Consider the following 15,259-nt stretch of genomic DNA (forward strand, 5'->3'; position numbering starts at 1 on the left):
ACTTTTATTCCTTCTCCCATCCAGACTATACTGTCGGTTCTGGTTTCTCACCAGATCCACCGTTTGCTTACGCAACCGGGTCACGGACTTAGCTAGCATAAGCTAGTCATCACCGCCGGTTGGGATTTTCACCCGACCCCGAAGGAAAGTATTAAGTTTTTAAGAGTCTGATCTATTCTTCGTCCCAGACTTTTACTTCTTTCATTACGTCACCCTGTTTAACGCGAAGAACCGTATCCATTCCTTCTGTTACTTGACCAAAAACGGTATGAACGCCGTCTAGGTGAGGCTGAGGTTCATGAACTAGGAAAAACTGACTGCCGCCCGTGTTTTTACCAGCATGTGCCATAGACAATGAGCCTGCTACGTGTTTATGAGGGTTACCTTCTGTTTCACAGTCAATTGTATATCCTGGTCCACCCATTCCAGAACCTGTAGGATCTCCGCCTTGAGCAACAAAACCTGGGATTACGCGGTGGAAGTTCACACCGTTGTAGAAACCTTCATTTGCAAGTTTCTCAAAGTTAGCAACAGTGTTAGGTGCTGCTTCTGGATAAAATTCAATTTCAATAACTTCTCCATTTTCAAATGCAATTGTTCCTTTTTTCATAAATAAATCCTCCTGCACTAACAATTTTCTTAAAAGCTCTTTCATTATAGCACAGACTGAAGCTGTTCCATATCATTTATGCTTTTCAACTATTATTTTGATATAATCGCTTGTTTTAATGGCAAATCATGTCGAACTAAATCCTCGTATGACTCTCTCTCAACAACAAGGTTTGCCTCACCATTTTCAACAAAAACTACAGCCGGTCTTGGTAATCTATTGTAGTTATTTGCCATGGAATAACCATATGCCCCCGTTGAAAAAACAGCCATTGTATCGCCAGCAATCGCTCGCTGTAACTGGCAATCCCAAATTAACATATCACCTGATTCACAGCACTTTCCTGCTACAGAGTATAGGTGATCTTTTGCTTCATTCATTCGATTTGCTATTGTGGCTTCATATTTTGCCTGATAGAGAGCAGGGCGTAAATTATCCGTCATCCCTCCATCTACAGCGAGGTAATGTCTCAACTCTGGAACATTTTTGTGTGAACCAACCGTATATAACGTTAGTCCAGCTTCTCCTACTAGTGAACGCCCAGGTTCAATCCAGATCTCAGGCATGTTCATTTGCCCTGTTACCTGATTTCTGATTGTTTCAATCATAGCTTCAATGTAGTTCCCTACTGGTAGTGGGTGATCTTCGCTCGTATATCGGATTCCAAATCCTCCACCAAGGTTAAGGACTTCAGGCTCAAAACCATAGGCATCGTACCATGTTGTAAGATAGCTATAGATCTTTTCAATCGCCATTACAAAGCCATTTGTTTCAAAAATTTGTGAGCCTATATGACAATGAAGTCCAAGAAGATGAATAGCACTCATTTTTGTTACATCCAATATCGCGCGTTCTACCTGACCACTCTGTAAATCAAAACCAAATTTGGAATCTTCTTGGCCTGTTAAAATATAATCATGCGTATGTGCTTCAATACCTGGTGTTATACGCAGCAGCACATTAGCTTTCACATTTTTTTCTTCTGCAATTTGCTCAAGTAGAGATAATTCGTAAAAATTATCAACAACGAAGCAACCTATTTCTGCATCAAGCGCCATTCTAATTTCAGATTCACTTTTGTTATTTCCATGAAAATGAATGCGCTCCACGGGAAAACCCGCCTTCAAAGCAGTATAAAGCTCTCCACCGGATACAACATCTAAACTTAATCCTTCTTCTTCTGCAAGTTGGATCATTGCCATACATGAAAAGGCCTTACTAGCATAAGCTACTTGATAGTTTACATTTTCACGTTCAAAGGCACTTCGAAACGCCCTTGCTTTATCTCGAATCATGGCCACGTCATAAACATATAACGCAGTGCCAAATTTTTTTCCTAATTGGACCGTATCGATCCCTCCAACTGTTAGATGCCCCTCTTCTGAAATTGCAGATGTACTGTATAAATTCACAATCATTTCTCCCCTCTCGCTTATATAAATGCGAGCTCCCTCCACACAATAAGAAAAACAGCCAACTTTATAGATAGGCTGTTTTTCTCCGTATCCTCACGAGTTGGATTAGCTCACCACTGAAAGAAATCCATCCTCCAGTGACAGTCTGCAACTTATTCAGCAGCAGCCCAGCAAGAAAAGAATGGGTCCTTTCTCACTTCGGCAAATTGACCTTTCTGATATCGTCTTCGCATTCCATTCTATGCTCAGATATCTTACTCATTCGTTTTGCGCCTCTATCCCCATTACGTTCAATGAGGTCTATTCGATTAAGAAATAAATTATCATACTTTTTAAGATTCGGCAAGTGGTTTGTCCGGCTGCTTCGTTTCATTCTGGGGCTCTGTAATACTTGGACGCAGTTTTGTCAAAGGAACAGAAACGCGAATTAGCACTTGAATAAACGCTTTTGCATTAAAAGGAATGAATGGCCATAAATAAGGTGTATTTAATGGCTTTAAGGCGACTAGGAAGAGAATAATAGCTGTCACGCCTATTATATATCCTGGAACTCTGAAGAAAAAGACAAGGAAAAGTAGTAATAATCTAACTAGTTTGTTCGCTATTGATAACTCATAACTGGGCGTTGCGTAAGAACCTATAGCCGCAATAGAAACATACAGAATAACTTCTGGCACAAATAATCCTACATCGATAGCAATTTGACCAATTAATACAGCTGCAATTAAACCCATCGCTGTAGAAAGCGGGGTAGGCGTATGAATGGCGGCCATTCTCAGCGTTTCGATCCCAATTTCTGCAAGAATGATTTGAATAAATATCGGTACATTCGTTTCATCATTTGGCCCAATAAAATCAATCGATTTAGGCAACAACCCTGGTTCATATACCGCCAATAACCACAGGGGAAGTAACAATAGCGCTGCTAGCATTCCTCCAAAGCGGACCCATCTCAAGAATGCACCAGGTAATGGAGCTTCCCTGTATTCTTCTGCATGTTGAACATGGTGGAAAAAGGTTGTTGGTGTAATAATAACACTCGGAGAAGTATCAACGATAATTAAGACATGCCCTTCTAACAAATGGGATGCGGCTACATCTGGCCTTTCCGTATATCGTACAAGTGGAAAAGGATTTCCCGCCTGATGCACTAAAAACTCTTCGACAGTTTTATCAGCCATAGGAATACCATCAATATTAATTTCTTTTAGTTTTTTCTTAATGATTTCTACTAAGTTTGGGTTAGCTACATCCTGAATATAAGTGATACACACATCCGTTTTAGAACGCTCTCCGATTTGAAATATTTCATTACGCAAACGACCATCTCTAATACGCCTTCTAGTAAGTGCAGTATTCTCAATAATATTTTCTGTGAAACCGTCTCTAGAACCTCTAATCACTTTCTCAGTGTCTGGCTCCTGAGGCGTTCTACCTGGATACTTTCGAACATCAATAATGTAAGCAATCTCTTCGCCTTCCATAAATACAGCGATCAGTCCAGAAAGAACTTGATCGACGACCTCATCGAACGTCTCTACTTTTGTTACTTGCTGATGGGGCAAATGATTATGGATAACTTGCTCGAATTTAACGGTCAAGCGATGATGATCATCTAATTCCATCAATTCACGCATGATCTCAACAATGATTGATGTATCACATAATCCAGTACAATAATAGAATTGTATTTCTTTATTCAAAATCTTGAGTTTACGTACACCTACGTCAAAACTTTCCCCAATGCCAATTGATTTTTTCAAGAATTCTTCATTTTCTTTTAATTTTTTAAATATTTCTTGTTTGTTATTCATTTTTGTTGTCATAGAAACCGCTCCTTTCAAGCAGAATTTGAACGGCTTTCAATGTTATAGGCGACCCAACCTCCGGATCATCAAGTCCAGACATTTTACCTATATCACCGACACCTATAATAATAGGGACATTCAGTTTATCTAAAATAGATACAGTATCCCCATCTATTCTCCCAGCTTCCATATCAGCAAATCCATTCTTATCAACACCGAAATGTGTTAATTCACCATCCCTATCAATGGAAACATCTACTCTCGTCCATTCAGAGAAGTGTGTTCTCGAGGCAACTGCAATCGCACCAAGTAGTTCAACATCTTCATCCTCAGCCACAGCCTGCATCGCTAGTTCTCCATAACCTTCACCCGGAAAACCACTATCATCAAACATTACAAAGATTGGATCGTGTGGAGCTTCTTTAATTAGGGAAATAATTTCATAACCAGCAAGCGGGGTAGGATTTCCTGCTGATTGGCTAATGCATCTCCCGCCAATATCCGAAGCCACTTTTTCAATTGCTTTTTGCGCGTAAAGATCTCCATCAGTAACGAAAATAACCCGCCGCTTGTTCAATTCATTCACCCCTTTGGTTTGAATATAATGGCTATGATAAATCCGAAAACAATAGCTGATGAAATTCCAGCTGAAGTTAACTGAAATATCCCCATTGCAATGCCTATAAATCCATGTTCCTCTCCTTGCTGCATCGCCCCATGTAGCAAGGAATGTCCGAAGCTCGTAATTGGCACTGTCGCACCAGCTCCTGCGAATTCAATCAGTCGATCGTATATACCAAAACCATCAAGAATCGCTCCAGCCACAACAAAAGATGACATGACATGAGCTGGTGTTAATCTAAAAATATCGAGCAATAACTGACCTACAACACAAATGGCTCCTCCTACTGCAAAAGCAATGAAGTATTCCACTATTCCTCACCTCCAACTCGCTCAAAAACCACTGCATGAGCGATAGCAGGCATACTTTCTTTCTGCTGCACCATAACGGGGCTATGCAAGCATCCTGTAGCTGTAACAAGAATTTTTGAATACTTTCCTTGTTTTAGAAGCTCTATGAGATGACCATACGTAACAACCGCCGAACAGGCACAGCCACTTCCACCTGCGAATACTTCTTTCTGGTCTGGACGATAGATCATTAACCCACAATCATTATGATTATTAGTAATGTCAAACCCTTTCTCAAGCAATAAATCACGAACAATCGGAGAACCAACTGCAGATAAATCTCCAGTAACAATTAAGTCATAATCTGAAGGCTTTACATTCAGGTCCTCAAAATGTGTGGCCAATGTATCTGCTGCCGCTGGCGCCATCGCACTCCCCATATCAAACGGATCTTTGATTCCCCAGTCAACTACTCTTCCAATCGTTGCCGCAGAGATTTGAATGTCCGATAACTCCTGACTAACTAAGGCAGCTCCAGCACCAGTTACAGTTGATGTCGCAGTACCGGGTTTCTGACCTCCATATTCTGTTGGATATCGGAACTGTCTTTCAGCAGTTGCATTATGGCTACTAACTCCAGCAATAACCCTCTCTGCAAAACCACCATCAACTAGAGAAGAAGCAATGGCTAGGGATTCCATCGATGTGGAGCATGCTCCAAAAACACCTAGAAAAGGAATATGATTAGACCTTGCTGTATAAGTTGCGCTTACGATTTGATTTAATAGATCACCTGCTACAAAAACATCAACTTGATCAGGAGCTAATTCTTTTTTCTTCAAACAACTCATTACTGCATCTTCTAATAATTTTCTTTCAGCAAGCTCCCAGTTTGCCTGATCACAATGAAGGTTATTATAGGTCACATCAAACGAATTCCCAAATGGACCTTCTGCTTCCTTTGGGCCTGTTGCTGTACCTACTGATTGTAAATATACATTTGAAAAACTCCATGTTTGCTTTCCTGATTTCATACAGGTTCTCTCCTTATACCAGGGCTTTAAAAATCATTCTGACCATTCCTACAATGTAAGCCGCAACGACGCCAAACACTATGACTGATCCAGCAAGTTTAAACATATTGGTTGCTATGCCAAGTACAATCCCTTCGCTTTTATGCTCGAGAGCAGCACTTGTAATCGAATTAGCGAAACCTGTAACTGGTACAGCTGAACCTGCCCCCGCAAATTGACCAAGCTTGTCATACCAACCGAAAGCCGTTAATATAGCTGCGATCAAAATGAGAGTGGCAACAGTCGGGTTTCCAGCATTTTCTTTAGAAAAATCAAAAACATTGATATAGAAATTCTGAACACCTTGCCCGAACATACAAATAAATCCACCTACAACAAACGCCTTTATACAGTTGAAAAAATACGGCGGCTTTGGCTGATACTCTTTAATGTTCTGACTATACTTTTCCTTATCGTTTAATGATTTTTTCATTACTTGATCCCTCCATCCACAAAAATTGTCCAATGAAACAATGATCCGAATACTTTACCAAGTACTATAGCCATTAGTAAAACCAAAATTCTATCTATAAACCCAATCCGTTTCGTTAATATTGGCAAGACATTAAGTACTTCTGTTAATGCTGCTGCTAACATCCCAATAAATATACCTGCACCAAGTCCAATTGGGATCACTACAAATTTGGGCAGGCCAAGAGTTGGATTTCTTAACGATAACCAACTTGCCACTACAGCACCTACAATGATCCCCCATTCATAAAAACGAATGAGGTGTAACGTTTTGGACAATTGAGTGAGTCTAGGGATAATGCCAAGAACTGAAAGAAATGCAACAAATCCAGCCCCAACCGCAATCCCTTCAGCAAATCCGATTAACATCACTAAGACAAATTGAACATTCATGGCTTCGAATTTCCGTTTTCTTCGTTCTCATGAACGATGACGTATTGATCAAGGTCCTGTTGATAATTAAACATTTCCACTTCAAGTGGGCTCGGTTCTTCATTAAACCGCTTTTTGAAAAGATGATTAAAGAAAAGGACCATCCCAATTCCAAGTCCAAATGAGTATGGTACTTGTAGAAGCAGTGGTTTGGGATTGTCGATTCCAGTCACAATTTTATATATTTGCTGATGAACCTCTCTCATACTGACGTCTTCATGAAAATTCATAATTGCGAGGGCCGCACCAATAAATAATAAAAACCAGATAAGAACAAAATAAACGGGTGCTAATTTCTTCTTTGGATATTGAACTTCTACAATTGTTTGTGTAGGACCAACCACTTGAATCTCAATATTTTCCATTTCGCTATGGATTGACATAATGACTTTCATAACATCAATTACGACTAAGTTCTTATCTTCTTTCGTTACATGGTAAATGTGGATATTCTCCACCTTACTACAGCAAGAATCTTCTCCTATGAGCTGAGCAATATCACCAATCAATAGCTTCTTATTAGGCGGCACTTTCTTTTTTTGCCTAAGTCGAAGATATATTATCTGACTATCCATGATCCTCCACCTCCTTATTCAAGGGGCATATTGGTTATAGTATGTTTCTACTAAATGACTCTCATTCTTTAGCAACCTAAGTACCATTAATTCCCTAGAAGTGTGGGACCTTTTTATATCGTCCATTTATTAATCTTAGTGATAGCTCGATTTTTATTCAGGTAAAAAAAGCCATTGCACACAAAAAAAGAACAGAATGAGCTATTTGCTCATCTGTTCTTTAATTTGTTTTAATATTTTCTTTTCCAGTCTCGATACTTGAACTTGAGAAATCCCAAGTCTTTCTGCCACTTCAGACTGAGTTTGATCTTTATAATACCTTAAATAAACGATTAATCTCTCACGATTATCAAGATACTGCAATGCTTCCTTAAGGGCTAATTTATCAAACCAAGCACTATCTGTATGATCGGCAATTTGGTCGAGTAAAGTAATGGGATCTCCATCATTTTCATAAACCGTTTCATGAATAGAAGTTGGTGCCCTTACAGCTTCTTGTGCCATTACAACTTCTTCCGGCGTAACTTCTATTCGTTCTGCAATTTCATTAATTGTAGGCGTTCTGCCGAGCGTTTTCGATAACTCATCCTTCGCTTTCCTAACTTTATTTCCAGTTTCTTTAAGGGATCGACTCACTTTCACTGTTCCATCATCTCTAATGAAGCGCTGAATTTCCCCAATAATCATTGGTACCGCATAGGTGGAGAATTTCACATCGTAACTTAGATCGAACTTATCCACGGATTTTAACAAACCAATACAACCGATCTGGAACAGGTCATCCGCTTCATACCCTCGATTTAGAAATCGTTGCACAACGGACCAAACGAGACGCATATTCTTTTGAACAATAAGGTCTCTTGCTCCCTGGTCCCCATTCTGGCTTTGTTTAATCAATTCCTTCACTTCATCAGGCTTCAGTTGCGACTGCTTCCCTTTTCTAACCTCCACGTCCATATGCAGGTCCCCTTAATTACATAGCGCTTTATTTTTTGATAGATACTTCATTAAGTGAATGGTCGTACCCTGGCCACTTGCAGACTCCACTTTGACCTCATCCATAAAATTCTCCATAATTGTAAAGCCCATCCCTGATCGCTCTAATTCAGGCTTTGTTGTAAACAAAGGTTGTCTTGCTTCCTCAAGGTCAAGAATTCCGATTCCGTGGTCACGAATTGTTAAATTGACCGTGTCGTCATTTAACTCGACTGAAATGTAAACCTTCTCTTCAGAATTTTGCTCATAACCATGAATAATGGCATTTGTAACAGCTTCTGATACAACTGTCTTGATTTCAGTAAGTTCATCAACAGTAGGGTCGAGCTGCGCAATAAAAGCTGCTACAGTCACACGAGCAAATGATTCATTTTGACTGAGCGCAGAGAACTCGATATCCATACGATTTCTCATTATGCCACCCCCAAAGTAGCGAGGGCATGCTGCTCATCAGCCTCAAGCCTCACAATTTTAAAGAGACCTGACATTTCAAACAATCTCTTAACAGGTGGAGAGATTGAACATACGACCATTTCTCCTCCAAAACTCTTCACTTTATTGTACCGCCCTAGAATAACACCGAGACCTGAACTATCCATGAATGAAAGACCGTCTAGACTTAGCACAATATGTTCAATTTTACGCTCTTCAATAATCGAATCTACCCTGTCTCTTAGTTCTTCTGATGTATGATGATCCAACTCTCCATCAAGACGAATCAAAAGAACGGGATGGCGCACTTCAAGATTGATCGAAAGACTCACGTCACATTCCTCCTCATGTTTGCTTGTGAGTTTTTTCTCTCTTTACAGGGTTAATTCCTTCTTCATGACAAAACTAGTGAGATTTCGATGAAAGAGGTGATCACTTGACAGTTTGAGTAGGTGCTTTGGCGAACTGCGCAGCTGTCCGTTTCATCAGCTGCCACCAGGAAGCTTTTTGAATGTCTTTGTCTGCAATAACAGGAGAAGTAGCTGTCACGTGACCATCTATTTTCACAGACAACTCACCTACCTCTTCCCCTTTCTTAACAGGTGTTTCTATATTCTTATTGACTTTGATGCTTGTTGTAATTTCACCGTTTTCTTGCCCTTTCTTAAGAAGAACGGAAACTCGCTCAGATGTTACAACAGACATGGTAGGTTGATCTCCTTTATTTACCTTCACTTCTTTCACGATGTTGTTTCGATCAAATAATTTATGTGTTTTATATTGAGAAAATGCATAATCAAACAGTTTTGTAATATCCGCATTACGTACTTTTGGAGATGGAGCCCCCATTACAACAGCCACCACTCGCATGTCATCTCTTTTCGCCGTTGCCGTAAGACAATACTTTGCTTCACTTGTAAATCCTGTCTTCAATCCATCTACACCAGGATAAAATTTAACAAGCTTATTAGTGTTAACGAGCCAAAATTTCTTATCTGTATCCTGCCTTAGGTAGTCTTCGTATAATCCAGTATATTTTGTAATCAATTCATATTTAAGAAGCTCTTTAGCCATAAGGGCCATATCATTTGCAGTGGAATAATGACCCTCCGCAGGTAATCCAGTAGGGTTTACAAAATGAGTGTTTTGAAGCCCCATTGATTTTGCCTTTGCATTCATCGAATTAACAAATTCTTCTTCCGAACCAGCGATCGCTTCAGCCATTGCTACCGAAGCATCATTACCGGAAGCAATCGCGATACCTTTTAACATATCGTTAACTGTCATTTCTTCCCCTGCCTCAAGAAAAATCTGCGAACCACCCATCGAAGCAGCATATTCACTTGCTCTAATTTTCTGATCGAGGCTTACTTTTCCACTTTCAATCGCTTCCATAATTAAGATCATTGTCATGATTTTAGTCATACTTGCAGGAGGAAGCTTTTTATCACTATCTTTTTCAAACAATACTTCACCTGTATCTCGCTCAATCAAAATAGCGGAAGAAGAATTCTCTGCGATTTTTAGCTTTGCTTCTTCTGCATGCGCAAAAGAAGGAACAATAAGAGTTACTCCCAGCAAGAAGGCGAGCGCTGTTGCAACAACTTTCATTGGTGATCCCTCCATTCTTAGTATTACAAGGATTTCCAACATCTTGGAAAAATATACGAATTCTATATCCTCTATTGATAATCGCATTCACTCTCCTTAAATCTTTTCACGGATTTATAGCATGTTAATGAAATAGTAGATTATTGCCTTAATTACGCTCTGAGATGATGATGTCACTCGAATAAACTAAAAATCGAGAACCAACAGGATAAGCTAACTTAGCTAAACACAAAAAAAGAAGCCCCCCAAAAGAGACTTCTCAAGATACTACCTTATATTAATTAGTTAATAACCTTATAAATCAGCTGTGGCTTTTCAGCAGCTTGTTTAGAAAGAGTGTACGCTTCATTAATTTTATCGATTGAGTTCTGAACGTCTTCTTCATCACTGTGAAGAACAACTAGCGCTTCGCCTTTCTCCACTTTATCGCCGACTTTTTTCTTCAGAGTAATCCCAACGCCGTGATTAATTTGATCGTCTTTTGTCGCTCTTCCTGCACCAAGATACATAGCAGCAACACCAACAGATTCAGCATCAATTTCTGTTACATACCCATCTTGCTGTGCCGAAACTTCAATATCATGCTTTGCCTGTGGAAGTTTAGAAAGATCATCAATGACGGATACATCCCCACCTTGAGCTTGAACGAGCGTTCTAAATGATTCAAACGCTTTTCCATTTTGAAGATTCTCTTCAAGTGTTTTATACGCCGTCTCAAAGTCATCGAAAGCACCAGCTATCACTGTCATATGTGAAGCAAGTTCTAGAGAAAGTAGGCGTAGATCCTCGATATTTTCTCCTTGAAGAACCTGACAAGCTTCTCGAACTTCATTTGCATTTCCTACTTCAAAACCAAGCGGCTGACTCATATCACTAATAACTGCCACAGTGTTTCGTCCAAGGTTGTTTCCGATGTTAACCATTTCTTTAGCAAGAGCTTCTGAGTCTTCAAGCTTCTTCATGAAAGCACCGGATCCGGTTTTGACATCAAGAACAATACCATCTGCTCCAGAAGCAAGCTTTTTACTCATGATTGATCCGGCGATCAGCGGAATGGAATCCACAGTAGCTGTTACATCACGAAGCGCGTATAATTTTTTATCTGCAGGAGCGAGGTTCCCTGTCTGACCAGCTACAGAAAGTTTATGTGTGTTCACATTATTTACAAATTCTTCTTTGGTCATCTCAATGTGGAAACCTTTAATGGACTCCAGCTTATCTAAAGTTCCACCGGTATGACCTAAACCTCGACCAGACATTTTTGCAACTGGTACACCTACAGAAGCAACCAATGGACCAACGATAAAGGTTGTCTTATCACCTACTCCTCCAGTTGAATGCTTGTCCACTTTACGACCCTTTATAGCAGATAGATCGATTGTTTCTCCAGACTCTACCATTGCTTGGGTAAGCATAGCCGTTTCATTTGACTTCATCCCATTAAAATAAATCGCCATCATTAAAGCTGACGCCTGATAATCAGGGATGTCCCCCTTTGTATATCCTTCAATAAAGAAATTAATTTCTTCTTTTGTTAATTCATTTCCATTACGTTTTTTTTGAATAACATCAACCATTCTCATTCGAATAGCTCTCCCTTCTACATTAACCCATTTTACTTACAATTGTTTTAACCAAAAGAAGGAAGTTTGCCTTTACCTTCTCTGTTGTTTCAATCACTTCGTCATGGTGAAGTGGTTGATCCAGAATTCCGGCAGCCATATTTGAAATACAAGATATACCAAGTACATCCATGCCCGCATGTCTTGCAATGATAACTTCTGGTACAGTTGACATACCTACTGCATCGCCACCCAATGTACGCAGCATGCGAACCTCTGCTGGGGTTTCATAAGTTGGTCCGGTATTTCCGACATATACTCCAGATTGTAGTTTCATTCCAAGTTCTGTTGCCGTATCTTGTGCTAAATGTTGAAGATCCATTGAATAAGCGGTAGACATATCCGGGAAACGTGGTCCAAACTCATTGCTATTTGGTCCAATTAATGGATTTGTTCCAAAGTTATTAATGTGATCAGCAATAACCATTAAATCTCCAGGTTGGAACTCTTCATTTATACCACCTGCAGCATTCGTTACAATGACTTTTAGAATCCCAAGTTCTTTCATCACTCGAACGGGGAATGTTACTTTATCCATTGAATAACCTTCATAAAAGTGAAAACGCCCCTGCATGGCTGCTACTGCTTTTCCATTTAACGTTCCGAATACAAATTGTCCAGCGTGCCCTTCTACTGTTGAGACGGGAAAATTCGGAATGTCACTATAGGGGATTTGAATTGGGTTTTCAATTTCTTCAGCCAGTACACCAAGACCAGAACCTAAGATCAGCCCGATTTCTGGACGAAACTTTCCAACTTGACTTTGTATATAGGATGATGCATCTTGAATTTCTTGTTTAATTGTCATTTTCGTTCCTCCTCTTGATTCTTAAAGCTTTTTAAGAAAGCTTGTCCCGTGTTTTGGTAACGTTACATCAAAATTATCCGCAATTGTTGCTCCAATATCAGCAAATGTGTCACGAATACCGAGATCTACTGCTTCTTTTATCCCTTTATGGTAGGCAAGTAATGGAACATATTCACGTGTATGATCTGTTCCATGGTGAATTGGATCATTCCCATGATCAGCTGTGATCAATAACAAATCATCTTCTTCCATTCGATCGAGAACTTCTGTTAATCTCTCGTCATACTCTTCTAGCGCTTCACCATAACCTTGCGGGTCTCTTCTATGCCCATATAATGCATCAAAGTCGACGAGGTTTAGGAAGCTGATTCCTTCAAATTGCATTTGTTGAGTTTCAAGCAACTTATCCATGCCGTCCATATTTGATTTCGTACGAAGAGACTTTGTTACACCTTCTTCGTCATAAATATCTGAAATCTTTCCGATTGCAATAACGTCTTTCTCATTATCCTTTAATTCATTCATAACTGTATGACCAAAAGGTTTTAGCGCATAATCGTGACGATTAGAAGTACGTTTAAAATTACCAGCTTTACCTTCAAAAGGTCTTGCAATTACTCGACCAACCATATATTCTTCTGCTTTTGTCATTTCTCTTGCAATCTCACAAATGTGATAAAGCTCATCCAATGGAACAACATCTTCATGGGCTGCAATTTGAAGAACAGAATCTGCAGAAGTATAGACAATAAGTGCGCCGGTTTTCATATGCTCCTCACCAAGTTCTACAAGAATTTCTGTCCCTGAAGCAGGTTTATTTCCAATGATTTTTCTTCCTGTTCTACTTTCAAGCTCGGAGATGAGATCGTCAGGAAATCCATTAGGGAAGGTTCTAAAAGGCTGCTCTATATGAAGGCCCATAATTTCCCAATGTCCAGTCATCGTGTCTTTCCCATTCGAAGCTTCCATCATTTTTGTATAATGAGCCATTGGTTTAACTGCTTTACTAATCCCATTAAGTTCGCGAATGTTGCCAAGACCCAGCTTCTCCATATTCGGCATCTTCAAACCATTCATATGATCTGCGATATGACCTAGAGTATCTGCGCCCAGGTCGTCAAATTGATCAGCATCCGGAGCCTCACCAATGCCCACCGAGTCCATTACAACCAAAAATACTCTCTTAAATCGTTTTGTCATTATGATCCTCCTCATTCAATGTCTATCTATTGTTACTATTCCCCTCAAAAACAAAAAAACTCACGCATGAATGCGTTTACGAAAGCAGAAAAAAGAAAAAATCTGGCCAATGACCAGATCTCTTTCTGGAGAAAGCCTCCTATTAGGCCCTTGGATGGTAAGTTGAATAAATATCCTTCAATCTCGCTTTAGTTACATGTGTATAGATCTGTGTTGTTGAAATATCTGCATGTCCGAGTAGCTCCTGTACTGCTCTAAGGTCCGCTCCATTTTCAAGTAAATGGGTTGCAAATGAATGTCTAAGTGTATGTGGAGTAAGAGGTTTTACAATGTTAGCTTTCAATGCAAGCTTTTTAAGAATTTTCCAGAAACCTTGTCTCGATAGGCTTTCACCACGATGATTCAAGAAAAGCATTTCGTTTTTATTCTTTTTCATTAATTGCCCTCTACCTTCATCCAAATAAATGGTTAAGGCATCTCTTGCCATCTTACCTAGAGGCACAATTCGTTCTTTATTCCCCTTACCAATCGTTCGAATGAAACCCATAGTTAAATGAACATCTTCCATTTTCAAATCAATGAGTTCACTCACACGTAAACCTGTTGCATACAATACTTCTAGCATTGCGCGATCGCGTTTACCAAAAGGAGTCGAATAATCAGGTGCCTCTAGCAGTTGCTCTACTTCAGTTGTTGACAAAATCTTAGGTAGTTTCCGCTCTGTTTTTGGTGTTTCAATATGTACAGAGGGATCTTGATCCACTGCCTTTTCTCTAAGTAAAAATTGATGAAAGGCACGAATAGAAGCAATGTTTCGAGCAATTGTAGTAGATGCTTTTCCACTGTCTCTTAGCGTATAGAGATAATTAACAATATGCACACGTCGCACTTCATCCAAAGTGGAAATGTTCTCATTTTCTTTTATATGTTTTAGATATTGAGCGAGATCTCGCCTGTATGCATCGAGAGTATTTTTGGACAGGCTCCGCTCAACTATCAAATAGTGCAAAAAATCCTGTACCTGATCTTCCATTGTAAACGCTCCTTATTCACCTGTCTGGTAAAACAAATTGAGCCTTTCAAGGAAAGTGTGTTGAATACCCGATTCCATTTGAACGACTTTCACTGCTTTTCCTTGTGGCACATCATACCGATGATAATTCTGGTACTCTTGATTTACCCAGAGAATGCCAAAGTAAAACAGTAATGTACAACCTGTGAACAGTAAGAAAACTTTCATTGTATCTAAAACAAGCAATAAACCCCTTCTCAAACTAACGCACCTCCATCTCTA

The 15,259-nt window shown here is 39.6% G+C and carries 18 protein-coding genes and 2 riboswitches; all 18 genes read right to left on the reverse strand.

Features of this window, described 5'->3' with window-relative positions; genetic code table 11:
- Positions 1 to 4 precede the first annotated feature (4 nt).
- Positions 5 to 150, reverse strand: a riboswitch (FMN riboswitch).
- A 22-nt stretch (positions 151 to 172) separates the two neighbouring features.
- Positions 173 to 610: a peptidylprolyl isomerase gene (locus ABVF21_RS16465; protein WP_194221986.1), complete on the reverse strand. Its 438-nt coding sequence runs from the start codon at positions 608 to 610 to the stop codon at positions 173 to 175.
- A 92-nt stretch (positions 611 to 702) separates the two neighbouring features.
- Entirely contained in the window at positions 703 to 2,022 is a 1,320-nt protein-coding gene (gene lysA / locus ABVF21_RS16470) for a diaminopimelate decarboxylase (protein WP_303530890.1), read from the reverse strand.
- 101 nt (positions 2,023 to 2,123) lie between these two features.
- Positions 2,124 to 2,311, reverse strand: a riboswitch (Lysine riboswitch).
- Between the two features lie 46 nt (positions 2,312 to 2,357).
- Entirely contained in the window at positions 2,358 to 3,851 is a 1,494-nt protein-coding gene (locus ABVF21_RS16475) for a spore germination protein (RefSeq protein WP_303530888.1), read from the reverse strand.
- A complete protein-coding gene (locus ABVF21_RS16480; protein ID WP_303530886.1) occupies positions 3,832 to 4,410 on the reverse strand; it encodes a stage V sporulation protein AE in 579 nt (192 codons plus the stop codon). The genes ABVF21_RS16475 and ABVF21_RS16480 overlap by 20 nt, the downstream gene beginning before the upstream one ends.
- Before the next feature lie 5 nt (positions 4,411 to 4,415).
- Positions 4,416 to 4,766, reverse strand: a complete 351-nt coding sequence (gene spoVAE / locus ABVF21_RS16485; protein WP_194221990.1) for a stage V sporulation protein AE — start codon at positions 4,764 to 4,766, stop codon at positions 4,416 to 4,418.
- Positions 4,766 to 5,779 carry a stage V sporulation protein AD gene (spoVAD, locus tag ABVF21_RS16490; protein WP_303530884.1) on the reverse strand — a complete coding sequence of 338 codons (1,014 nt, stop codon included), beginning with the start codon at positions 5,777 to 5,779 and terminating at the stop codon, positions 4,766 to 4,768. The genes spoVAE and spoVAD overlap by 1 nt, the downstream gene beginning before the upstream one ends.
- 13 nt (positions 5,780 to 5,792) lie before the next feature.
- Positions 5,793 to 6,251 (reverse strand): stage V sporulation protein AC, encoded by a 459-nt coding sequence (gene spoVAC, locus ABVF21_RS16495; RefSeq protein ID WP_303530882.1) that lies wholly within the window; start codon positions 6,249 to 6,251, stop codon positions 5,793 to 5,795.
- Positions 6,251 to 6,682, reverse strand: a complete 432-nt coding sequence (locus ABVF21_RS16500) for a stage V sporulation protein AB (RefSeq protein WP_303530880.1) — start codon at positions 6,680 to 6,682, stop codon at positions 6,251 to 6,253. The genes spoVAC and ABVF21_RS16500 overlap by 1 nt, the downstream gene beginning before the upstream one ends.
- Positions 6,679 to 7,296: a stage V sporulation protein AA gene (locus ABVF21_RS16505; protein ID WP_194221994.1), complete on the reverse strand. Its 618-nt coding sequence runs from the start codon at positions 7,294 to 7,296 to the stop codon at positions 6,679 to 6,681. Before ABVF21_RS16505 ends, ABVF21_RS16500 begins: the two co-directional genes overlap by 4 nt.
- Positions 7,297 to 7,497: 201 nt before the next feature.
- Positions 7,498 to 8,253 (reverse strand): RNA polymerase sporulation sigma factor SigF, encoded by a 756-nt coding sequence (gene sigF / locus ABVF21_RS16510; RefSeq protein WP_283154038.1) that lies wholly within the window; start codon positions 8,251 to 8,253, stop codon positions 7,498 to 7,500.
- A gap of 12 nt (positions 8,254 to 8,265) precedes the next feature.
- Complete coding sequence (gene spoIIAB, locus ABVF21_RS16515; RefSeq protein ID WP_194221996.1) at positions 8,266 to 8,706, reverse strand: anti-sigma F factor; 441 nt, start codon at positions 8,704 to 8,706, stop codon at positions 8,266 to 8,268.
- Positions 8,706 to 9,056 (reverse strand): anti-sigma F factor antagonist, encoded by a 351-nt coding sequence (spoIIAA, locus tag ABVF21_RS16520; RefSeq protein WP_194221997.1) that lies wholly within the window; start codon positions 9,054 to 9,056, stop codon positions 8,706 to 8,708. The genes spoIIAB and spoIIAA overlap by 1 nt, the downstream gene beginning before the upstream one ends.
- Before the next feature lie 100 nt (positions 9,057 to 9,156).
- Positions 9,157 to 10,335 carry a D-alanyl-D-alanine carboxypeptidase family protein gene (locus ABVF21_RS16525; RefSeq protein WP_371018610.1) on the reverse strand — a complete coding sequence of 393 codons (1,179 nt, stop codon included), beginning with the start codon at positions 10,333 to 10,335 and terminating at the stop codon, positions 9,157 to 9,159.
- 281 nt (positions 10,336 to 10,616) lie between these two features.
- Positions 10,617 to 11,918 (reverse strand): pyrimidine-nucleoside phosphorylase, encoded by a 1,302-nt coding sequence (locus ABVF21_RS16530; protein ID WP_371018611.1) that lies wholly within the window; start codon positions 11,916 to 11,918, stop codon positions 10,617 to 10,619.
- 22 nt (positions 11,919 to 11,940) lie between these two features.
- Positions 11,941 to 12,765: a purine-nucleoside phosphorylase gene (locus tag ABVF21_RS16535; protein WP_371018612.1), complete on the reverse strand. Its 825-nt coding sequence runs from the start codon at positions 12,763 to 12,765 to the stop codon at positions 11,941 to 11,943.
- 21 nt (positions 12,766 to 12,786) lie between these two features.
- On the reverse strand, positions 12,787 to 13,965 hold the full coding sequence (gene deoB, locus ABVF21_RS16540; protein ID WP_371018614.1) for a phosphopentomutase: 1,179 nt from the start codon (positions 13,963 to 13,965) through the stop codon (positions 12,787 to 12,789).
- A 142-nt stretch (positions 13,966 to 14,107) separates the two neighbouring features.
- Positions 14,108 to 14,998, reverse strand: coding sequence for a site-specific tyrosine recombinase XerD (gene xerD / locus ABVF21_RS16545; protein ID WP_194222002.1), 891 nt, complete (start codon positions 14,996 to 14,998; stop codon positions 14,108 to 14,110).
- Between the two features lie 12 nt (positions 14,999 to 15,010).
- On the reverse strand, positions 15,011 to 15,238 hold the full coding sequence (locus ABVF21_RS16550; RefSeq protein WP_371018615.1) for a YqzK family protein: 228 nt from the start codon (positions 15,236 to 15,238) through the stop codon (positions 15,011 to 15,013).
- Between the last annotated feature and the right edge of the window lie 21 nt (positions 15,239 to 15,259).

Origin of the sequence: Pseudalkalibacillus sp. JSM 102089 (genome assembly GCF_041366475.1) — a bacterium.
GTDB lineage: Bacteria > Bacillota > Bacilli > Bacillales > Guptibacillaceae > Guptibacillus > Guptibacillus hwajinpoensis_B.